The organism is Nocardia sp. NPDC051833 (assembly GCF_040681225.1).
GTDB lineage: Bacteria > Actinomycetota > Actinomycetes > Mycobacteriales > Mycobacteriaceae > Nocardia.
This window is the reverse complement of record NZ_JBFAYK010000003.1, coordinates 62,105-82,270: the sequence shown is the minus strand read 5'-3', so window position 1 is coordinate 82,270 and position 20,166 is coordinate 62,105. Positions and strand designations below refer to the sequence as shown.

Below are 20,166 nucleotides of genomic sequence, written 5' to 3'. Positions count from 1 at the left end.
CTAATAGTTAGTGCAATAACTATTAGTGGCATCACAGACCGGCGGCCGGGGATCACTCCTCGTCGACGAGCGGCTCCCCGGCGGCGGCGCGACGAACCTTCTCGCGGCCGTTGTCCTCCTCGGTGCGCCCCTGCCGCCAGTACCCGGTGAAGGTGATGGCGCGCTTGTCGATGCCGCGGTCGCGCACGAGATTGCGGCGGGTGAGCTTCACCAGTTCGGCCTCGCCGGAGATCCACACGTACGGTGCGCCCGGCGGGAATTCGGCGGCGCACACCGCGTCCACCACGGCCGCGCCGTGCGGGCGATCGCCGCGATGCACCCACCGGACGCGCACGTCACCGCGAGTGTCGAACCGCTGCTCGTCGGCGGGACCGGCGACCTCGATGAACGCCAGGACCGTCGCGCCCGCGTCGAGGCGTTCGACGATCGCGCCGATGGCCGGAATCGCGGTCTCGTCGCCGATCAGCAACTGCCAGGCCGGATTCGGCGGCGGGGTGTAGAGCGCGTGCGGCGGGCAGAGCAGGCCGATCTCGTCGCCGGGCGCCGCGGTCGTCGCCCACTCCGACGCGGGTCCGGCGTGCTCGGCGTGCAGCGCGAAATCGATGTCCAGCTCACCGATCTCGGGCCGCTGCGCCCGGATGGTGTAGGTGCGCATCGGCGGGCGGATCTCGTCGGCCATGGCGAGATACCGCTGGTACCAGCTCATCACGCTGCCCGCGTCGTCGAGCGGCGGCGGGACGACGGGACGCCGCTGACCGGGCAGCGGGAAGAACAGCTTCGTGTACTGATCCGGTCCCGTGTCCCCGAGGGCGGCCGGGTCCGGACAGGTCAGGGTGACACGCACCATGCGCGGGGTCAGCCGCACCGCGCGGCGGACCCGCAGCGGCGCGTAGACCATGGTCGTACGGGACACAGTCTCGGTAGCCATTAGGCAAGGCTAACCTACTAACCTTCCGTCAGCACTCCCCTAGTCGACCGCCAGGCCCGAGATGAGCTGCTCGATGACGCCCCGGACAGCCGTCGTCGCCTCGGGATCGTCGGAGTTCGCCAGGTACTGCGCCGCCTCGTCCAGCGCGCCCACCACCACCAGCGCCAGCGGCCGCACCGGCTGCTTCCTGATCCGCCCGGCGGCCATCGCCCCGGCCAGCGCGTTCTCCACCAGGCCGATGGTGTGCCGCAACTCGATCTCGCGCCACCGGCTCCACCCGAGCACCGCCGGTGCGTCGAGCAGCGCGATCCGCCGCACCTCGGTGGCGGTGGAGGCCTGCAACCAGGCCAGGCAGCCGACGATCAGGCTCGCGATCGGATCCGCGGCCCGCGCCGCGGCGACCGCGGTGGCGATCACCTCCACCAGGCTGCGTTCGAGGTCCTCGAAGACCGCCTCGAACAAATCCTTCTTCTCGGCGAACTGGTGATAGAGCGCGCCGCGGCTGACCCCCGCCGCCTCGGCGACCGCGATGGTACTCACCGCACCGTATCCGAACTGCCCGAACAGTTCTCGTCCGGCGCGGACGACCGCGGCGCGGGTGGCGGCCGAGCGCTCGGCTTGGGTTCGGCGATCAGGGTTCATGGCGACGTCGAAGTCTAGGGCAGCACCGCCGCCATGGCGGATCGAGGCCCTTCGCCCCCTTGACCGGGCACCCCCGCTCCGGGAACATACAGTCATCCTGTTTGTATCTCGGAAGGGGCCGGCCACATGTCCGATGCCACCAAGGATCTGTTCGAGCGCTACCACGCCTGCTGGGCCGACCGCGACCCCGATCGCATCGTCGCTCTGCACACCACCGATTCGATCTTCCACCTGCATTCCGGCGGCGCGCCAGCGCACGGACGCGACGAGATCCGCGTCGCCGCGGCGGAAACCTTCGCCCTGGTCCCCGACCTGACCTTCACCCAGGTCGATCTGCGCGTCGGCGACGACTTCTGGGTGGTGCGCTGGAAGCTGTCCGGCACCTCCGTCACCGGCGGCGTCGTCGATGTGGATATCGCGGACATGGTGCTCGTCGAGGACGGCGCGGTGAAGGAGAAGCACACCTACGTGGACGGCGTCGCCATGCAGGCCGCCTTGTCCGCGCCCGCCGAGATCGCCTGAGTCAGTGGGTCTTCGCCGGTGGCACCGCCCACCGGCGAACTCCTCAGTGCGGCCGGTCGGCGTGCTCGATCGCCGACAGCACCGCGGCGGTGACCGTCTCGGGCGCCTCCACCATGACCAGGTGCCCGGCGTCGTCGACGACGATCTCGCGCACCGGCCGCAGCGTCCGGTTCAGCTGCGCGCCCGCGCGCGCCGACAGCACGCGATTGCGCGCGCCCCAGACGGTGGTGATCGGCGGGAAATCCTCGGGCGGCACGAACTCGTCGAGCGTGGCCAGGCGCGGGATCTCGCGGGCGATCGCGGCGGTCACCATCAGCCTGCGCGGCTCGGTCCAGCTCGACCGCAGATGCCGGGCGGTCGCGTCGGTGTGGGCGCCACCCGCGCCGAGTTGCTCGGCGACGATGAGCCCGGCGAGCGGACCGGGGATGCGGACCATCGACAGCAGCGAGTCCAGGCGCACGTGCTTGCCGAGCAGCGCGGCCCAGCCGGTCCGGGTCGGCTTCACGGTGGCAGGGGTCAGCGGGCTGCTCAGCACCAGCGACCGCACCAGGTCCGGACGCGCCTGCGTGAACAGCAGCGACAGCGCGCTGCCGAAGCAGTGCCCGACCAGCGTCACCTCGCGCAGATCCAGTTCGGCGAAGACCGCCTCGACCATGGCGAGGTAGTTCTCCAGGGTGTACCCCGCGTCGGGGGCCTCCGATTCGCCGTAGCCGATCAGGTCGACGGCGACGACCCGGTGCGCGGACCGCAGCGCGTCGTACTGCGCCCGCCAGATGGTGCGATCGCCGCCGAGATTGTGCAGGAAGACGACCGGCGGCCCCGATCCCGCCTCGTCGTAGGCGATCGACGTTCCACCGATATCGAGACGTGGCATCCGCGATGCCTCCTTTTCCCCACACCACCTCGTCGTGGTGTGGTCACGGTAACTCGAGCCCGCCGCCCGATCCCGGCGAACCCTCAGACCGGCAGCAGGCCGTCGGACATCAACTGATCACGAATGGCCTCGGTGAGCTGTTCGGTCAGCGGATCCAGCGGTGTCACCGGCACCGGGAGCCCGTCCTCGACGCGCGTCTGCACGAGGGCGTGCGCCAGGACCAGGAACTCCGCGGACCGGATGGTGCCCCAGGTCCTGGCCACGATCGCGCGGGTCGGCGCGGTCGGGTGGACCGCCCGGCGCCGCCACCGGTGCAGGTCGGTGTGGACCGCGGCGTTGAGGCGACGGTCGGCCGCCGCGTATTCGGCGCGGCGGCGCTCCGCGAGCATGTCCTGCGACACCCGTGGATACAGGTGTTCACACAGCACGGCATGGCGGGCGTCCTCGCGCGCGGTGCCGCGCAGGGCCGCGACGGTCCTGGCGGCGGGGAGCCCGCTGCCGTGGATCGCGCGCCAGTCGGCGCGCAGGTCGTCGAGGATGGCCGCTTCGGCGACGGCGACCCGGCCGGTGAGCTCGGCCGCCTCGGCGTCGACGCGGGCGGCGCGATCGGCGGCCGAGGTCGTGAATTCGGCGTCGTCGAGCCAATTCTCGTGAATTCTCGCGACTTCCGACCGGATATAGGAGTCGATATTCCGGCGCGTGGTGCTCGGCAGGCATTCCCGCGCTGTTCTTTTCCGATGGTCGTCCGGTGCGTTCATTCCGATACCCCAGTGGTGCGTCGTTCGGTATGGGAATCGCGTTCCCATCCCTCCACCATCGGCGCCCCTGACCGAATCCGCCCGCGGATCGGCCCAACGCTGTGGGCATTCACAGCGGATCACGCCCGGATCACGACTTCGGCAGACCCAGCTGAGCGCAGGCCCGCAGAGCCACCTCGAGGTCGAGTCTGCGCTCGGTGAGCGGATGACCGAGCAGCTCTTCGGCTTTGCGCACCCGGTAGTGCACGGTGTTCTTGTGCACGTGCAGCCGGGCGGCGGCATCGGTGTAGCTGCCGCGCGCGTCGAGGAACGCCCTTACGGTCTCGCGCAACCGCGCGGCCGTCTCGTCCTCCCCCATCAGCCCGCCCAGCACCCGGCTCGCCCACTCCTGCACCTCGGGCACCCGGTCGGTGAACAGCGCCGACAGCGCCACGTCGGCGTATCCGGTGAGCCCGTGCGTCCGGGTGGCCAGGGCGACGGTGCGGGCCCGCTGAGCGTCGCGGCAGGTCTGCCGGAAGCCGTCCAGGCCGGTGGCCGGATCCCCCAGTGCCACCGACAGTTTCGGCTGCCCGCGCAAACCGCGAACGAGCCCTTCGGTGTCGAGCACCGGCTTCCCGGCCGAGGAGATCCACACCCAGCGGCTGTAGTCGTCGACCTCGACGGTCATCGGGGTCTTGCCGGTCGCGGCGGCCATCAGCGCGATGCCCGCCCGCAGGATCGCGCCGGGATCGCGGGTGCCCGGTGGCGTCCACAGCACCGCGAACTGCTGCCAGCCGCGCAGTGAGACCCCCAGCATCTGCTCGGCCGAGGCCAGGTCCAGATCGTCGGCGTCGAGCACCGCGCGGACCTGGGCGGCGCGGGCGGCGTCGGTGCGCGCGTCCCAGCGCCGACGTTCGCTCTCGTAGATGTCGATCAGGCCCTCGATCACCTGGTCGATATAGCTGTTGACCATGTCGGCGATGCGGGCGGCCGCGGCCAGGGCGACGTCGGTGGGCGGGTTCAGTTCGGCCAGCAGCGTCATCGTCCACTGCACGAACATGTGCTCGCCGAGCCGGTAGGCCCGCAGCAGCGCCTCCAGCGACAGATCGTGCTGGGCGAAGCGGCGGGCGTATTCGGCGGCGGCGGGCGGCACGGTGATGTCGTCGATGCCGATGGCCAGGGTGAGCATGTCCAGCATGGCGGCGAGGTTGGACTCGGTGCTGGCCACCATCAGCCTGCGCACCTCGTCGTCGTGCCGGAATTCGGGGATGACCTCGGTGAACATCGAGGTCATCGTCGGGGCCAGCCGGTCCAGGTCCGCCTTGATCCGGCCCGCCACCGTCCGCACGAGGGGGTCGTTGTCAGGGGCCATGGGCGCAGACAGTACCCCCGGTGCCGGGGCCGACGGCGCGGTTTGTGCCCGGGGCACAACACCGCGTCGCATTGCTGGGCTGCGGGCCCGTAGGCGGCGCCGGATCCGCGCCCTACCTTGAGACATGTAATCCAGATCACATCAGTCTCCGGTGAGGAATCATGCGACACATCGCCGAATTGCCCGAGGTCAGAGCCACCGCCGACCCGCACGGACCCGCGCTGGCCGACGACTCGACCACGCTGTCCAACGCGCAGTTCCACGCGCGGGTCGAGGCCGCCGCGTCGATCCTGCACCGGGCGGGTGTCCGGGCCGACGATGTCGTCGCCGTCGTGCTGCCCAACCGGGTGGAGCTCGTGGTGGTCCTGTTCGCCGCCTGGCGGCTCGGCGCCGCGGTCACGCCCGTGAACCCCGGCCTGACCGACGACGACATCCGGTACCAGATCGAGGATTCGGGCGCCGGGGTGGTGATCGGCGAACCCGGGCGCGCGGGGGTCACCCTCGCGGTCGACGACCTCGCGCGGTCCGCGGGCCCGGTCGCCGCCGCGGCGCCCGTCGACAACCTGGCGCTGATCATCTACACCAGCGGCACCACGGGCAGGCCCAAGGGCGTGCTGCTCGGGCACGAGAACCTGGCCGCCATGTGCACGATGATCATCGGCGCGCTCGGCCTGGACGCGAGCGACCACAGCCTGCTGATCCTGCCGCTGTTCCACGTCAACGGCATCGTGGTCAGCGTGCTGTCGCCGCTGCTGGCGGGCGGCCGCACCACCATCGCCGGCAAGTTCTCCGCGTCGGGATTCTTCGACGCCGTGGCGCGGATCCGGCCCACCTATTTCTCGGCGGTGCCCGCGATCTACGCGATGCTGGTGGCCCAGCCCGAGGGCGAGCACCCCGACGCGTCCTCGCTGCGACTGGCGATCTGCGGCGCGGCGCCCACCCCCGCCGAGCTCATCGACCGCTTCCAGCAGCGCTACGGCGTGCCGATCGTGGAGGGCTACGGCCTGTCCGAGGGCACCTGCGCTTCGACCCTGAATCCGGTGGCGGGACAGCGCAAACCGGGCACGGTCGGGCTGCCGCTGCCCGGCCAGGCGGTGGCGATCATGGACCCCGACGGCGCGCTGGTGGCGCCCGGTGAACCCGGGGAGGTCGTCGTCCGCGGACCGAATGTCATGCGCGGCTATCTCGGCAAACCCGCCGAGACCGCCGCCACCGTGGTGGACGGCTGGCTGCACACCGGCGACGTCGGCTACTTCGACACCGACGGCTACCTGGTGCTGGTCGACCGGATCAAGGACATGATCATCCGCGGCGGGGAGAACCTGTACCCCAAGGAGATCGAGAACGCGCTCTACCGGCACCCGGCGGTCCACGAGGCCGCGGTGGTCGGGGTACCCGACGCCGTGCTCGGCGAGGTACCGGTGGCCCATGTGGTGGCCGCGCCGCGGGCCAGGATCACCGCCGCGGAGCTGACCGAGCACTGCCGGGCGGAACTGGCCGCGTTCAAGGTGCCCGTCGCGATCCTGCTCACGGCCGAGATGCCGCGCAATCCGGTCGGCAAGATCGACAAGAAACAATTGCGGGCACTCGCCACGCACGTCTGAACACTACTGCGCCACACATCAATTCGAACGAAAGTCGGACTTTCGGTCGCGGTCCGCCGCGTCCGCGAGCGGGAAGAAAGGAATCGGGCCATGGGCTTCAAGACGGGAGATTTCCCGCCGGTGGATACGGAGACATTTCTGGATCTGCCACTGCGCGACCGTGTTCGGACGCTGGCCTTGCACTGGGCGGAATACGGCTTCGGCACGCCGAAGATGATCCACACCATCTACATCCTGAAATTGCTGGTGGTCTATGTCCTCGGCGGCGTCGTGCTGGCGACCGCGACCTCGGGCACCGGGCCGTTCTGGGATGTCGCGCAGTGGTGGAACCAGCCGATCGTCTACCAGAAGCTGGTGCTGTGGACGGTCCTGCTCGAGGCCATCGGCGTCGCGGGCTCGTGGGGGCCGCTGGCAGGCAAGTTCAAGCCGATGACCGGCGGCGCGCTGTATTTCGCCCGGCGCGGCGCCATCCGCCTGCGACCGTGGCATCGGGTGCCGTTCACCGACGGTGACTCGCGCACCCTGCTGGACGTGGCCCTCTACCTCGGCTTCCTCGCGTCCCTGCTGGTCGCGCTGCTGGCACCGGGCAAGACCACCGCCTCGCTGCTGGCGGCGTTGCCGGACAACACGTCCGGGCTGGTCGCTCCCGCCCTGCTGGTCGCGCCGATCGTGCTGTACGTGCTGTGCGGCCTGCGTGACAAGACGATCTTCCTGGCGGCCCGGGGCGAGCAGTACCTGCCCGCGCTGCTGTTCTTCGCGGTGCTGCCGTTCACCGACATGATCATCGCGGCCAAGCTGCTGATCGTGATCGTGTGGGTCGGCGCCGGGGTGTCCAAGTTCGGCAAGCACTTCACCAATGTGGTGCCGCCGATGGTGTCCAACAGCCCGGCGATGCCGTTCCGGTCGATCAAGCGCGCGCACTACCGCGACTTCCCGCACGACATCCGCCCGTCGGGGCTGGCCTCGTTCATGGCCCACGTCGGCGGCACCACCGTCGAGGTGGTCACCCCGATCGTGCTGCTGTTCACCAACAATCACTGGCTCAACCTGGCCGGTGTCGCCATGATGGTGGTCTTCCACCTGTTCATCACCTCCACCTTCCCGCTGGCGGTGCCGCTGGAGTGGAACATCCTGTTCGCCTATCTCACCGTGTTCCTGTTCCTCGGGTTCCCGAACGCCGAGGGCTACGGCGTGTTCGACATGTCCTCCCCGTGGCTGACGGTGGCGATCGCGGCGGGTCTCGCGTTCTTCCCGGTGCTGGGCAATCTGCGCCCGGATCTGGTCTCGTTCCTGCCGTCCATGCGCCAGTACGCGGGCAACTGGGCCTCGGCGCTGTGGGCCTTCGCCCCAGGCGCGGAGGCGAAGCTGAACACCATCGCGCACCGGCCCGCCGACAACCAGATCGACCAGCTGCTGGCCATGGGCTACCCGCCGGCGGTCGCCGAGATCACCATGCAGCAGACCATCGCCTGGCGGTCGATGCACAGTCAGGGCCGCGGCCTGTTCTCCCTGCTGTACAAGCACATTCCGGCGCTGGACAGCTGGACGGTGCGCGAGGCCGAGTTCGCCTGCAACTCGCTGATCGGGTTCAACTTCGGCGACGGTCACCTGCACGGTCTCGACCTGATCGCCGCGGTGCAGGCCCGGGTCGGGTTCGCGCCGGGAGAATGGATCGTAGTGTGGGTGGAGTCGCAGCCGATCCACCGCGGCACCCAGCGGTACCTGGTGGTCGACGCCGCGCTCGGCGTCCTCGAACGCGGCACCTGGGAGGTCGCCGACGCGGTGGCGGCGCTGCCGTGGCTGCCCGACGGGCCCATCCCGCACCGGGTGACCTGGCGACGCGACGACGTCACCACGATCGCCCCGCAGCACGACACCGTGGCCCAGTCGGCCGAGTAGGAGAGGACGAGTCGATGACAACGGCGACAGTGGTCGGAAGCGGCCCCAACGGCCTGGCCGCGGCCGTCACCCTGGCCATGGCCGGCGTGACGGTGACGGTACTCGAGGCCGCCGACACGATCGGCGGTGGCACCCGCTCGAGCGAGGCGATCGTGCCCGGCCTGCTGCACGACCACTGCTCGGCCATCCATCCGATGGCCGTGGGGTCGCCGTTCCTGCGACGCGTCGACCTCGAGCGATACGGATTGCGCTGGGCGTGGGCCGACCTCGACTGCGTGCATCCGCTCGACGACGGCAGCGCGGGCGTGCTGCACCGGTCGGTCACCGCGACCGCCGCGGGCCTCGGCGCGGACGAACGGCTGTGGCGCACCCTGTTCGAGCGGACGGTCGCGGGCTACGACGAGACCGGCACCGACATCATGCGGCCGCTGCTGCGACTACCCCGGCATCCACTCCGCTTGGCGCGCTTCGGCATTCCCGCCACGGCGCCCGCCACGCTGCTGGCGAGGGCCTTCCGCACCGAGCCGGGACGGGCGCTGTTCGGCGGGGTCGCCGCGCACGCGTTCCATCCGCTCGAGCGGCCGCTGAGCGCCAGTATCGGGCTGGGCATCCTGACCGCGGGTCACCGCTACGGCTGGGCGGTGGCCGTCGGCGGCTCACAGCGGATCGCCGACAGCATGGCGGCGGCGCTGGCCGACCACGGCGGCAAGATCGAGACCGGCGTGCGGGTGCGCTCGCTCGCCGATCTGCCGATCGCCGACATCACCGTCTGGGACGTCGCGCCGACGGCGGTGGCCGAGATCGTCGGCGACCGCCTCCCGCCCCGGATCGCCCGCGCCTATCGGCGCTTCCGCTACGGGCCCGGCGCGTTCAAGGTCGACTTCGCGGTCGAGGGCGGCGTCCCGTGGACCGCCGAGGCGGCCCGGCGCGCGGGCACGGTGCATCTGGGCGGCTCGTTCGCCGAGATCGCCGCGGGCGAACGCGACATCCACGCGGGTCGGCTGCCCCGGCGCCCGTTCGTCCTGGTGGGTCAGCAGTATCTCGCCGATCCGCAGCGGTCGGTGGGCTCGGTGCACCCCGTGTGGACCTACGCCCACGTCCCGCGCGGCTACACCGGCGACGCCACCGCGGCGATCATCGCCCAGATCGAACGCTTCGCGCCCGGGTTCCGGGACCGCGTGGTCGGCTCGACCACCCGCACCACGACGGAGTTCGCCGACTACAACGCCAACTATGTCGGCGGCAACATCATGACCGGCGCCAAGGACATCCCCCAGCTGCTCTTCGGCCCACGAAAGACCCTGCAGCCGTATGACATCGGCATTCCCGGCCACTACCTGTGCTCGGCGGCGACCCCGCCCGGTCCGGGCGCGCACGGCATGTGTGGCGTCAACGCGGCCGAGCGCGCCCTGCGCCGGTTGGGTTGATCGGATACCGATCCGACCGGTACCGGGCACTCCGCCGACCGGCGGTCGACCGGCCGTCCGGGCGAACTTATCGGACGATCGACCTGGAGTTCGCCAACCTCGGCCTCGACACTTTCCGCAGGTGGTAGGTTCGATTGCCAGCCCATAGCTGGTAGCGATCCCCACTCGGCCAGGAGGTGGTCAGCCGACATGTCCCGCGCATTCGCCGCGCGCTGGGCCGCGCAGCTGACCGCCACTGTCGACGACGCCGCACCGCCGGAGTGCCTCGTGACCGAGCTCGAGACCTGGACCGAGCGGCTGCTGACCACCCTCGCCACCGGACATCCCGACCCCGTCGTCGCCCAGCGGGCCGGCGCCGCCGTACACGACCTCGGCTGTGCCGACCCGGTGGCCATCGCCCGGTCGATGCCGGTCCTGCAGGCCATGAGCGAGGCCGCGGGCGCGGGTCCGGCCGCGTTCGGCATCGTCGCGGGCGGATTCGGGCAGGGCTTCGCCCACACACTGGCCGAGGCGGCCGCCCCGGCCACCGAGGGCCTGGAGACGGCGTTCCGGCACGCGTCCATCGCCATCTCCATCGGCGACGCGCACGGCAACATCATCAACGCCAATCCCGCCTTCGAACGGCTGACCGGCAAGACGCTGGCCGAACTCCAGGGCACCTCGGGCTTCGACCTGGCCGAGGAGGAGGTACACCACGCCAGGGAACGCGTCCACGGCGAACTCGAGCGTTCCGAGACCGGCACCATCCGGATCGAAGGCGAGTACGAGCGCCCCGACGGCACCGAGGGCTGGGCCAGCTGGACGGTGACCCGGTGCGTGTCCGCCTCCGGCGGCCTCTATCTGCTCGGCTTCGGCGAGGACACCACCGAGCGGCGCACCACCACCGAGCGCCTGCACTGGCAGGCCCACCACGACCCGCTCACCGCGCTGGCCAACCGCAGGCACCTGCTCGCCCACCTCGACACGCTGATCACCGCGGCGGCGCCGGACGACGTCGCCGCGGTGTGCGCGCTGGACATGGACGGCTTCAAGGAGATCAACGACGCCTTCGGCCACACCGTCGGCGACAGCCTGCTCATCGAGGTCGCCGCCCGCCTGCAGGCCTGCCTCGATCCCGAGACCGATCTGCTCGCGCGCATCGGTGGCGACGAGTTCATCGCGGTGCTGCCGCCGCCGGCCGACGCGGCGCGCATCCAGCGCACCGTCGACCTGCTCCATGCCGCCGTCGACGAACCCTTCGTCGTCGCCGATCACGAGATCGAGATCACCATCAGCCTGGGCGCGATCGTCTCCCGGATCGCCGGCGCCGAGCCCCGCGACCTGATGACCGCCGCCGACAACTGCCTCTACACCGCCAAGGCACTCGGCAAGAACCGCTGGATCCTGCGGCACTGGGACCCGGTCCCCACCGGCTCCTGATCCCTGTCTCCCCAGAGGTGGTGCGGCGCAACGGGTCTGCGGGATCCATCGGCCACACCACCGCCACGAACCCTAGCAATAATGTTGCACAGCAACATAATTCACGTTCGCGGACAGCGCCTTCCGGCTAGGGGTTCATCCGGTAGGTGCCCGCCAGTGCGCGGGCCTCGGTGAGCACTCGGTCGAAGCGCGTCCCGTCGTGGACGGGCCTGCGGACGAGGTCGAGGGCGCGGCGCTGCTGGGCGGGGGTCGCGGTCGGCTTGTTGTGCAGGGTCACCGCGTTCGCGGAGAAGGCGCGCACGAAGCCGTCGAAGATCTGATCGAGCACGGCGGGGTCGGTGCCGTCGATGCGCGCCTGTTCCAGGATCAGCTGCGCGTAGGGCACCGCGGTGAACAGCTCGCCGAGCGCGAAGAGGAAGTCGACGTCCTGCTGCTGGGCGGCGGTCGGCGCCGCGGCGGCCAGCAGGCCCTGGAGCGCGAGCACCTGCTCGAGGAACACCGCCACGTTGGGCACGGCACGGAAACTCTCGAAGACCGGGCGCCAGTCGGCGAACCGGATCCGGCCAAGGCCGCTGCTCGGACCCTGGCGGAACAGGAACTCGTCGTCGGCGGTGTCGCGCCGGGTCGGCACCGGAGCGTAACTGGCACTGGCGAATTCGGCGCGCAGCGGCTTGACCACCGCGCCGAGTCGCGGCGCCAGCTTGCGGCTCGACCAGCTCAGCGCGCCGGTGACCGCCCGCGCGGCACCGGTGGGGGCCACCGCGGCGCCGGGAATCGATTGCAGCGCGGCCAGTCCCGCGTCGGCCGGATGGAACATGTAGTTGGCCATGAACTTCAGCGACAGCGCCATGTTCACGTGCACGGTGCCCTCGAGTCGCGGCAGGCCGAACATCGCCGTCATGGCGACCGGGAAGTACATGTCGTTCTCGAAGCCGCGCGCGGCGATGACGTCGGCCAGATCCTCGATGACGCGCTGTCCCTGCCGGGTGACCGACATCTTCTCGATGGCGTTGAACAGCAGGTAGCGGCGATCCTGCGGCGAGGCCGAACGCATGTAGTCGATCGCGCGCTCGCTGTAGAGCTTCATCGCCACGATGCGCGCGTAGGAGTCGGCGATCAGCGAACGCACCTGCGGGAACTCGGTCACCTTGTGCCCGAACAGGATCCGGTTCTCCGCGTGGTCGATCGCCTCGTAGAAGGAGTGCTCACACGCGCCGATGGCGCCGAAGCCGAGGTTGAACTTGCCCACGTTCACCGTGTTCATCGCCGCGTGGAACGCGTCCTCGCCGCGATGCAGGATGTCGGCCTCGGCGACCGGGTAGTTGTCCAGCTCGAAGGCCGCGACGTAGATCTGGCTGTTGACCACATTGCGCTGGAGCTTGTAGGCCGGGTGCTGGCTGTCGGCGACGAAGAACAGATACCCCTCGTAATCCGCTTCGGTCGGCTTGCTGGTCAGCGCCTTCGCGCTGTCGATGATGGGCTTGTCGGAGCGGCGCCCGAACACCGACACCATCGAGGCCAGGTTGCCGTTGCCGATGTAGTGCTTGCCGCCGGTGGCCGAGTACCCGCCGTCGGGCTGCGGGTCGACGATCATGTCGGTGGAGTACACGTCGGCGCCGTGCTCCTTCTCCGAGAGCCCGAAGGCGAAGATCTCGCCGGAATCGAGCTGCGCGGCCGCCTTCTTCTTGGCCGCGGCGTTGCCGCTCTGCCAGATCGGGCCCAACCCGAGGATGGTGACCTGCCAGACATACCAGTAGGTCATGCCGTAGAAGCCGAAGATCTGGCTGAGCACGGCATTGCGGCCGGTGTCCCAGCGCTTGTCCGGATCGCCGTCGGCCTCGGCCGCCGGGGTGAGGAACGTCGCGAACAGGCGCTCGCGCTTCACGAAGTCCAGGAAGTCGGCGGGCCAGACCTGTTCCTTGTCGTCCTGGAGCAGCCGGGCCTTGCCGCGGGCCTCGAACCAGTCGACGACCGCGTGCAGCAGCCTGCGGGTCTCCGGGTCGAACTGGGCGAAATCGCAGTTCTTCGGGTTGAACAGGACCTGGGGCATCGTCGGCTCCTCGTGCGGGCGTCCAGCGTGGTCGGGCGCTTCATTCATCAATGTAGCATTTTTCTACATCTGTGTAGGAACCTGTCGGCGGTTGCTATCGTGGACCGATGGGAAGTGAGTCGGCCGTTCAGCGGCGAGAACGGGCGGCACATCTCGGGCCCGAGCGCAGACGCCCCCAGGTCCTCGACGCCGCGCTGGCGATCGCGGCCGAGGAGGGCATCGCCGCGGTGACCATGGGCGCGATCGCCGAACACATGGGCGTGACCAGGCCGGTCGTCTACGCCTGCTTCCCCGACCGGGTCCAGCTGATCGACGCGCTGATCGAGCGCGAGGAGGCGTTCCTGGTCTCCGGTGTGCTCGATGTCCTGCCGCCACGCACGACCGACGCCGACGAGACCGTCTTCGTCGAGGGCTACCGCGCGCTGCTGCACAAGGTGGCGAGCAGGCCCGCCGCGTGGCGGCTGCTCTACGGCAATCCCGATCCCGCGGTCGCCGCGTCCTTCGGCCGGGGCCGGACCCTGGCGATCGCGCGCTGCACCGAACTCCTGCGCCCGACGCTGCACGCCTGGGGCACCGCCGACGCCGAGCACAAGCTCCCCGCCCTGGTGGAACTGTGGGTCTCGGCAGGCGAGGGCGCGGTGCGGACCCTGTTCACCGACGGATCCGGGTGGGAGCCCGACGAGCTGGGCGCCTTCGTCGGCGCGGCCGTCTATCGCGCCATGCGCGCGGCCTGAGCGTCCGCCCGGTCCCGCTCGGCGACCTCGGCCGCCAGCCAGGTGCCCATCATGCGCGCCGTCATCGCGATGGCGTCGGCGCGCTCCGGCGCGGAGACCTCCACCGCGGCGGCCCGCACCACGGCGGCGAAACCGGTATTGATGAAGACGAAGGTCACCGTGTCGAGGTAGCCGTCGTCGGCGGGCCCGAGTCCCTGGATCAGCACCACCTTGACGAGCAATCGCAGCCGCTGTTCGAACTGCGGCAGCCCGGTGCTGTAGAACTGCACGCCGCCGATCAAGGCCCGCAGCAACGCGGAATTCGCGACCAGGATGTCGCTGAAGATGCCGAGGATCTCGCTGACGATCCGCGTGCAGTACTCGGCCGTGGCGTCGCCACCCGAGCCGGAGAACTCGAAAGCCCGGGCGGTGAAGCCCTGTTCGAGATCGGCCAGCAGGCGATCGAGCAGTTCGTCGACGATGACCGAGCGGTCCGCGAAGTACCGGTACAGGGTGCCGATGCTGACCCCGGCCTCGGCCGCGATGCGATTGGTCGAGGTCTGCGCGACACCGAGCGAGCCGAACAGTTCCGCGGCGGTGTCGAGAATGAGATCCCGGGTCTCCTTCGCGCGATCCTGCGAGGGCTGGCGGCGAAGCTGACCGGGCTGCTTCCGTCGGTGGGTTCCTTTGGGCGGCATTCCTCGACCTCCACCTTTCACGCCCGGGAGCTGAAGCGCTCCCCAGAATAGGAGAACCCTCCATCGCGCGGTGGCCGCGCGCGCTGTTCCACGTGACAGATCGGCCGGCCCGCCATGGTGAATTCGTCCAACGACCTGTGACGTTTCCTTTCCGCGGACATCCGGGCCCTAGTGTCTGGACGGTGTTGGAACAGACCACCGACGGCACCGCGGCCGGGTTCGACTTCGACGTGCTGATCGTCGGTTCCGGCTTCGGCGGCAGCGTCACCGCGCTGCGGCTGGTCGAGAAGGGCTACCGGGTCGGCATCGTCGAGGCGGGCCGCCGTTTCGCCGATGCCGATTTCGGCGCGACGAACTGGGACATGCGCCGCTACCTGTGGGCCCCGCGGCTGGGCTGTTTCGGCATCCAGCGCGTGCATCGGTTGCGCGACTGTTTCATTCTGGCGGGCGCCGGGGTCGGCGGTGGTTCACTCAACTACGCCAACACCCTCTACAAGCCGGGAGCGGCGTTCTTCGGTGACCGGCAGTGGGCCGCCATCACCGACTGGGACGACGAGCTCAGCCCGCACTACGACCAGGCCCGCCGGATGCTCGGGGTCGTCACCAATCCGCATCTCACTCCCGCCGACACCGTCATCCGGGAGGTGGCCGAGGAGATGGGCGTGGGCGAGACCTTCGTCCCGACGCCGGTCGGCGTGTACTTCGGCGAGCCGGGCCGCACCGTCGCCGATCCCTACTTCGGCGGCGCCGGACCCGACCGCACCGGCTGCCTCCAGTGCGGCGAGTGTATGACCGGCTGCCGCCACGGCGCGAAGAACACCCTGGTCAAGAACTATCTCGGGCTGGCGGAACAGGCGGGCGCGCAGGTACTTCCGCTGACCACCGTCGACGCGATCCGCCCGCGACCCGACGGCAGCTGGCGCGTGGACACCCGGCGCACCGGCGCCTGGGTACGCAAGCATCGCCGCACGCTGTCGGCGCGGCAGGTGGTGCTGGCGGCGGGCACCTGGGGCACCCAGAACCTGCTGTTCCGGATGCGCGACCAAGCCGTCCTGCCCGGCCTGTCGGACCGGCTCGGCGTGCTGACCCGGACGAACTCCGAGGCCATTCTCGGCGCGGGCCGGACCACCGTCGACCCGGAGCGCGAACTCACCACGGGCGTGGCGATCACCTCCTCGTTCCATCCGACCCCGGACACCCACGTCGAGCCGGTGCGCTACGGCAAGGGGTCCAACGCGATGGGCCTGTTGCAGACCTACCTCGTCGACGGCGGTCATCGCGCACCGCGCTGGGCCCGGGTCCTGCTCACCGCCCTGCGGCATCCGCTGCTGACGCCGCGTCTGCTGCGCACCGGCCGGTGGAGCGAGCGGACCCTGATCCTGCTGGTGATGCAGAGCCTGGACAATTCGATCACCACCTACACCCGGCGCGGCCTGTTCGGCCGCCGCTTCACCTCGAAACAGGGCTACGGCGAACCGAATCCGTCCTGGATCCCGGCGGGCCACGAGGCCACCCGCCGCGTCGCGGGCAAACTCGGCGCCACCCCGGGCAGCACCTGGCCCGACGTGTTCGGCGTTCCGGTCACCGCGCACTTCCTCGGCGGGTGCGTCATCGGGGCCGACGCGGCGACCGGCGTCATCGACCCGTTCCACCGCGTGCACGGCTATCCCACCCTGAGCATCGTCGACGGGTCGGCCATCTCGGCCAATCTCGGGGTCAACCCCTCGCTCACGATCGCCGCCCAGGCCGAGCGCGCGGCCGCGCTGTGGCCCAACAACGGTGCGCCCGACCCGCGCCCACCGGCCGGAGCGCCCTACCAGCGCATCGCGCCGATCGCACCCGAGCGTCCGGTGGTACCCGCCACGGCCGCTGCCGCATTGCGCCTGCCGATCTGGCCGGTGCGCTGAATACCGGCCGCCGTCAACATATTTCGATAGTCCAACAAAGCACTGCTAGGGTGTCCGGGATCGCCGGACAGCGCAGGGCAGCGAGCTCGGGCAGGAACCGAGTTCGCACATGTTCGTCTCGAATGGTGCAGCGGTACAACCACTTCGGACAGTGAACGTCGGCGACGCGGCTCGCCGGAGAGACCGGCGGGGTGCCGGCCACGTGGGCTCTTCGGTCGGTGACGACGAAGGAACCGATGACTCCGACAATCGCGGTGCTCCTGTTCTCTCTTGCCACTCTGGTGCTCCTGGGCGCGGTGACCGTCGCGGTCCTGGCGCTGCGCAACGAACGCCGCGTCCGCCATCGCCTCGACGCGGCCGAACGTGAGCTCTACGCCCACGAGGAGGCGATGACGCGGCTGGCCGAGCTCACCCTGCCGCGCATCACCGACGCGATCCGCCAGCACACCGAACCGATCGTCACCGCGGAAGTTCCCGCCCTGCTCCAGGATTCGCCGTTCGCGCAGAAGGTGGCCAGGATCGCGGTCGGTCATGCCGCCGACCTGCGCCAGGTCCGCCACGACACCACCGCCGCCGTCGAAGCGGCCGCCGAGGAACGGGCCACCGCGCGGGTCGAGGCGGCCGAGGCGGCGACCCGCGCACAGGTCGCCGGCGACGCGCGCGCGGCCACCAACAGCGCGGTCCGTTCGTTCGGGACCACCGTCGTCAGCCTCGGCGCCGATGTCGGCCAGGTGGTCAGCAACGCGCTGCGGGAGAACCGCAACGACGAGGTCTACGCGATCCTGAGCCGGATCGACCACACCGTGCAGCAGATGATCCGGCAGGCGCAGTCCTATGTCATCGTCTCCGGCGGCCTGCCCGGCAGGCGCTGGCCGCAGCAGACCGTCGACGAGGTGATCGGCGGCGCGACCAGCCGGGTGCGGGACTACCTGCGGATCCGGTCGGGCAACTGCGATCAGGTGATCGTGAGCCGGGCCGTCGAACCGCTGGTCCACACCGTGGCCACGCTGCTCGACAACGCGCTGCGCTACTCGCCGCCGTCCTCGTTCGTCGACATCTCCTTCCAGGAGGGGCATCACGGCGTCACGCTGATCATCGACGACGCGGGCGTGCGGATGAGCCAGGAGCAGATGGAGGAGGCGCGTCAGGTGCTCTCCGGGGAGCGCGCCGTCGACATCAACTCGCTCGGTCCGTCGCCCCGCGTCGGGTTCCCCGGTGTCGCCGCGCTGGCCCGACGCTACGGCTTCGCCGCCTATGTCGACGGGCCCAACATCTACGGCGGAACGCGGGCGATGGTCTTCATCCCGGCGGCGCTGCTCGTCGTCGCCGAGCCACGCCCCATCGACCCGGAACCCGTAGTGCGCGAACAGCCCGCGCTCGCCGCCGCGACCGAGACGACCGGTCGGCACCGGCCCGCCGCAGCGTTGCCCGCCGCGCCGGCGCCGGACGATCTCGCCGACAGCCGGACCACCGGCGGGCTCCCCAAACGCAGGCGTCGAGACGTCGCCCCGCTCGACGACCGCGCGAACACCGCCGACACCCCGGGCAGGCCCGAACTCGCCGCCGCCTGGCACAGCGGTTCCCGACACGGCCGCGCCGCGGCCGCGCAATCGACGGAAGGGCAGGACATCCGATGAGCACTCCCCTCGCAGACAGCACCAACCGGCTCGCCTGGTTACTCGACGACCTCGAGCTCGACGGTGTGCGCTTCGCGGTGCTGCTGTCCGACGACGGGCTGCGCATCGCCCACTCCGCCGGTGTCACCCGCGACGAGGCCGAGCGTTTCGCGGCCGCCGCCTCCGGACTGCGGTCCCTGGGCAAGGCGCTCGGCGAGTTCTGCGGCAAGCCAGGAAATCCGGTGCGCCAGAACATGACCGAGTACGAGGAGGGCATGGTGCTGATCACCGCCGGTGGCGCCGGCACCCTGCTCGGGGTCGCGACGAGCAGCGACGTCGACCTAGCCCTGGTCGCGCACCGGATGAACGAGCTAGCGGCCCGGGTCGGCCGCGAACTGGGCACGGCACCGCGGCGTGGCGATCGGTCGCCCGCGTGACGGCCGACCCGACGCCCTTCCTGGTACCACCGAGAGGAGAACCCGCGGTGCCGCTCGACGTTCCGCTCGACCTCGCCCCGGCCCGCTGCCCGGTGTCACCGGACTCGCGCGACGGCCAGGATCGCGTCCCGCTGTACTCGCCGGAATTCGCGGCCGACCCGCAGAGCGCCTATCGCGCCATGCGGCACCGCTACGGCTCGCTGGTGCCGGTGGATCTCGTGCCCGGTGTGCCGGCCACCCTGGTGATCGGCTATCGCACGGCGGTACAGATTCTCAACGATCCCGACCATTTTCCGGCGGATCCGCGGATGTGGCAGCGCGAGATCCCCGTGGACTGCCCGGTGTATCCGATGATGCGCTACCGCCCCAACGCGATTCGCACCAGCGGCGCCGAACACGTCCGGTACCGGCAGGTGACCGTGGCCGGGCTGGCGGGCGTCGACCTGTATCGGCTGCACCGGACCGTGGAACAGATCGCGATGCCGGTGATCGACGGCTTCTGCGCCGACGGCACGGCGGATCTGCTGAGCCAGTACGCGTTCCCGGTCGTCTTCGCGACGATCAACGCCATGCTCGGCGTCCCCGAGGAGATCGGCGGACGGGTCGCCACCGGGATGGCCCAGATGTTCGAGGGCGGCGACACCGCGGTCCGCGGCGCGCAGATGCTCGAGGACGCGCTCTACGACCTGGTGCGGCTCAAACAGGCCACCCCCGGCGACGACATCACCACCCGGCTCGTGCAGCACCCGCAGCAGCTCAACGACGAAGAGCTGATGAACCAGCTGCTGACCATGTACGGCGCCGGGATCGAGCCGATGCTCAACCTGGTCCTCAACACGATCCGGCTGATGCTCACCGATCACCGCTTCGCGGGCAGCCTGCTCGGTGGCAGCCTGTCCACCCGCGACGCGCTCGACGAGGTGCTCTACACCGATCCGCCGATGGCCAACTTCTGCACCACCTACCCGCGCCAGCCCATTCTGGTCGACGACGTGTGGCTGCCCGCCCACCAGCCGGTGGTGATCAGCATGGCCGCGTGCAACAACGATCCCTCGATCGGCAGCGGTGACTTCCTGGACAACCGGGCGCATCTGGCGTGGAGCACGGGCCCGCACGGCTGCCCGGCCAAGTCCCCGGCCTACCTGATCGCGCAGGAGGCGATCGATCAGCTGCTCGACGCGCTGCCCGAGCTGGAGCTGGCGGTGCCCGAGGCCGAATTGGTCTGGCGTCCCGGGCCGTTCCACCGCGCGCTGGCCGCCCTGCCGGTGCGATTCCCGAGGACGCCGCCGCTCGCGACGCCGACGCGGTGAACGTGGTCCCT

Annotated in this window: 17 protein-coding genes; 10 read left to right on the top strand and 7 right to left on the bottom strand. The window is 70.3% G+C overall.

All coding sequences use genetic code 11. The annotated features are described in order from the left end of the window. Window positions 1-52: 52 nt before the first annotated feature. Entirely contained in the window at window positions 53-928 is an 876-nt protein-coding gene (locus AB0L91_RS25000) for a siderophore-interacting protein (RefSeq protein WP_365013906.1), read from the bottom strand. Between the two features lie 39 nt (window positions 929-967). Further along, a complete protein-coding gene (locus tag AB0L91_RS24995; protein WP_355281142.1) occupies window positions 968-1,570 on the bottom strand; it encodes a TetR/AcrR family transcriptional regulator in 603 nt (200 codons plus the stop codon). A 126-nt stretch (window positions 1,571-1,696) separates the two neighbouring features. Between AB0L91_RS24995 and AB0L91_RS24990 the strand changes: the two genes are divergently transcribed. Continuing rightward, a complete protein-coding gene (locus tag AB0L91_RS24990) occupies window positions 1,697-2,092 on the top strand; it encodes a nuclear transport factor 2 family protein (protein WP_365013903.1) in 396 nt (131 codons plus the stop codon). A 43-nt stretch (window positions 2,093-2,135) separates the two neighbouring features. Here the strand turns inward: AB0L91_RS24990 and AB0L91_RS24985 are convergent, their stop codons facing one another. From AB0L91_RS24985 to AB0L91_RS24975, 3 genes are all read right to left on the bottom strand, one after another. Further along, entirely contained in the window at window positions 2,136-2,966 is an 831-nt protein-coding gene (locus tag AB0L91_RS24985; protein WP_365013900.1) for an alpha/beta fold hydrolase, read from the bottom strand. Window positions 2,967-3,049: 83 nt separating this feature from the next. Then, window positions 3,050-3,724: a hypothetical protein gene (locus tag AB0L91_RS24980; RefSeq protein WP_365013897.1), complete on the bottom strand. Its 675-nt coding sequence runs from the start codon at window positions 3,722-3,724 to the stop codon at window positions 3,050-3,052. Window positions 3,725-3,854: 130 nt separating this feature from the next. After that, window positions 3,855-5,075, bottom strand: coding sequence for a helix-turn-helix domain-containing protein (locus AB0L91_RS24975; protein WP_365013896.1), 1,221 nt, complete (start codon window positions 5,073-5,075; stop codon window positions 3,855-3,857). Between the two features lie 161 nt (window positions 5,076-5,236). Between AB0L91_RS24975 and AB0L91_RS24970 the strand changes: the two genes are divergently transcribed. The 4 genes from AB0L91_RS24970 to AB0L91_RS24955 all read left to right on the top strand — a co-directional run bounded on the left by AB0L91_RS24970 (window position 5,237) and on the right by AB0L91_RS24955 (window position 11,424). After that, window positions 5,237-6,679, top strand: coding sequence for an AMP-binding protein (locus tag AB0L91_RS24970; RefSeq protein WP_365013893.1), 1,443 nt, complete (start codon window positions 5,237-5,239; stop codon window positions 6,677-6,679). 90 nt (window positions 6,680-6,769) lie between these two features. Continuing rightward, window positions 6,770-8,578: a DUF3556 domain-containing protein gene (locus tag AB0L91_RS24965; protein ID WP_365013891.1), complete on the top strand. Its 1,809-nt coding sequence runs from the start codon at window positions 6,770-6,772 to the stop codon at window positions 8,576-8,578. 14 nt (window positions 8,579-8,592) lie between these two features. Further along, window positions 8,593-10,005: an NAD(P)/FAD-dependent oxidoreductase gene (locus AB0L91_RS24960; protein ID WP_365013888.1), complete on the top strand. Its 1,413-nt coding sequence runs from the start codon at window positions 8,593-8,595 to the stop codon at window positions 10,003-10,005. Window positions 10,006-10,194: 189 nt separating this feature from the next. Further along, the gene (locus tag AB0L91_RS24955) at window positions 10,195-11,424 is read left to right on the top strand and encodes a sensor domain-containing diguanylate cyclase (protein ID WP_365013885.1); all 1,230 of its coding nucleotides are present in this window, start codon (window positions 10,195-10,197) and stop codon (window positions 11,422-11,424) included. A gap of 127 nt (window positions 11,425-11,551) precedes the next feature. Here AB0L91_RS24955 and AB0L91_RS24950 read toward each other — a convergent pair whose 3' ends face one another. Further along, window positions 11,552-13,474 (bottom strand): acyl-CoA dehydrogenase family protein, encoded by a 1,923-nt coding sequence (locus AB0L91_RS24950; protein WP_357349088.1) that lies wholly within the window; start codon window positions 13,472-13,474, stop codon window positions 11,552-11,554. 107 nt (window positions 13,475-13,581) lie between these two features. On the opposite strand from AB0L91_RS24950, the gene AB0L91_RS24945 reads away from it, so the two are divergent. Then, window positions 13,582-14,208, top strand: coding sequence for a TetR/AcrR family transcriptional regulator (locus AB0L91_RS24945; RefSeq protein WP_355281125.1), 627 nt, complete (start codon window positions 13,582-13,584; stop codon window positions 14,206-14,208). Here the strand turns inward: AB0L91_RS24945 and AB0L91_RS24940 are convergent. Further along, a complete protein-coding gene (locus tag AB0L91_RS24940) occupies window positions 14,184-14,885 on the bottom strand; it encodes a TetR/AcrR family transcriptional regulator (RefSeq protein WP_357348597.1) in 702 nt (233 codons plus the stop codon). The two genes, AB0L91_RS24945 and AB0L91_RS24940, sit on opposite strands and share 25 nt — an antisense overlap. Before the next feature lie 182 nt (window positions 14,886-15,067). Between AB0L91_RS24940 and AB0L91_RS24935 the strand changes: the two genes are divergently transcribed. The 4 genes from AB0L91_RS24935 (at window position 15,068) to AB0L91_RS24920 (ending at window position 20,155) form a co-directional block, all read left to right on the top strand. Continuing rightward, a complete protein-coding gene (locus AB0L91_RS24935; RefSeq protein WP_365013881.1) occupies window positions 15,068-16,792 on the top strand; it encodes a GMC family oxidoreductase in 1,725 nt (574 codons plus the stop codon). 236 nt (window positions 16,793-17,028) lie between these two features. Continuing rightward, entirely contained in the window at window positions 17,029-18,429 is a 1,401-nt protein-coding gene (locus tag AB0L91_RS24930; RefSeq protein WP_357348593.1) for an ATP-binding protein, read from the top strand. Next, on the top strand, window positions 18,426-18,845 hold the full coding sequence (locus tag AB0L91_RS24925; protein ID WP_355281117.1) for a roadblock/LC7 domain-containing protein: 420 nt from the start codon (window positions 18,426-18,428) through the stop codon (window positions 18,843-18,845). Before AB0L91_RS24930 ends, AB0L91_RS24925 begins: the two co-directional genes overlap by 4 nt. A 92-nt stretch (window positions 18,846-18,937) precedes the next feature. After that, complete coding sequence (locus tag AB0L91_RS24920; protein WP_357349086.1) at window positions 18,938-20,155, top strand: cytochrome P450; 1,218 nt, start codon at window positions 18,938-18,940, stop codon at window positions 20,153-20,155. The last annotated feature ends 11 nt before the right edge of the window (window positions 20,156-20,166 follow it).

Bases quoted from the DNA above. Each gene is read 5' to 3' on its own strand.
- AB0L91_RS24985 (WP_365013900.1), bottom strand. From the start codon at position 2,966: ATGCCACGTCTCGATATCGGTGGAACGTCGATCGCCTACGACGAGGCG.
- AB0L91_RS24970 (WP_365013893.1), top strand. From the start codon at position 5,237: ATGCGACACATCGCCGAATTGCCCGAGGTCAGAGCCACCGCCGACCCG.
- AB0L91_RS24995 (WP_355281142.1), bottom strand. From the start codon at position 1,570: ATGAACCCTGATCGCCGAACCCAAGCCGAGCGCTCGGCCGCCACCCGC.
- AB0L91_RS24955 (WP_365013885.1), top strand. From the start codon at position 10,195: ATGTCCCGCGCATTCGCCGCGCGCTGGGCCGCGCAGCTGACCGCCACT.
- AB0L91_RS24990 (WP_365013903.1), top strand. From the start codon at position 1,697: ATGTCCGATGCCACCAAGGATCTGTTCGAGCGCTACCACGCCTGCTGG.
- AB0L91_RS24965 (WP_365013891.1), top strand. From the start codon at position 6,770: ATGGGCTTCAAGACGGGAGATTTCCCGCCGGTGGATACGGAGACATTT.
- AB0L91_RS24960 (WP_365013888.1), top strand. From the start codon at position 8,593: ATGACAACGGCGACAGTGGTCGGAAGCGGCCCCAACGGCCTGGCCGCG.
- AB0L91_RS24980 (WP_365013897.1), bottom strand. From the start codon at position 3,724: ATGAACGCACCGGACGACCATCGGAAAAGAACAGCGCGGGAATGCCTG.
- AB0L91_RS25000 (WP_365013906.1), bottom strand. From the start codon at position 928: ATGGCTACCGAGACTGTGTCCCGTACGACCATGGTCTACGCGCCGCTG.
- AB0L91_RS24930 (WP_357348593.1), top strand. From the start codon at position 17,029: ATGACTCCGACAATCGCGGTGCTCCTGTTCTCTCTTGCCACTCTGGTG.
- AB0L91_RS24950 (WP_357349088.1), bottom strand. From the start codon at position 13,474: ATGCCCCAGGTCCTGTTCAACCCGAAGAACTGCGATTTCGCCCAGTTC.
- AB0L91_RS24925 (WP_355281117.1), top strand. From the start codon at position 18,426: ATGAGCACTCCCCTCGCAGACAGCACCAACCGGCTCGCCTGGTTACTC.
- AB0L91_RS24940 (WP_357348597.1), bottom strand. From the start codon at position 14,885: ATGCCGCCCAAAGGAACCCACCGACGGAAGCAGCCCGGTCAGCTTCGC.
- AB0L91_RS24945 (WP_355281125.1), top strand. From the start codon at position 13,582: ATGGGAAGTGAGTCGGCCGTTCAGCGGCGAGAACGGGCGGCACATCTC.
- AB0L91_RS24975 (WP_365013896.1), bottom strand. From the start codon at position 5,075: ATGGCCCCTGACAACGACCCCCTCGTGCGGACGGTGGCGGGCCGGATC.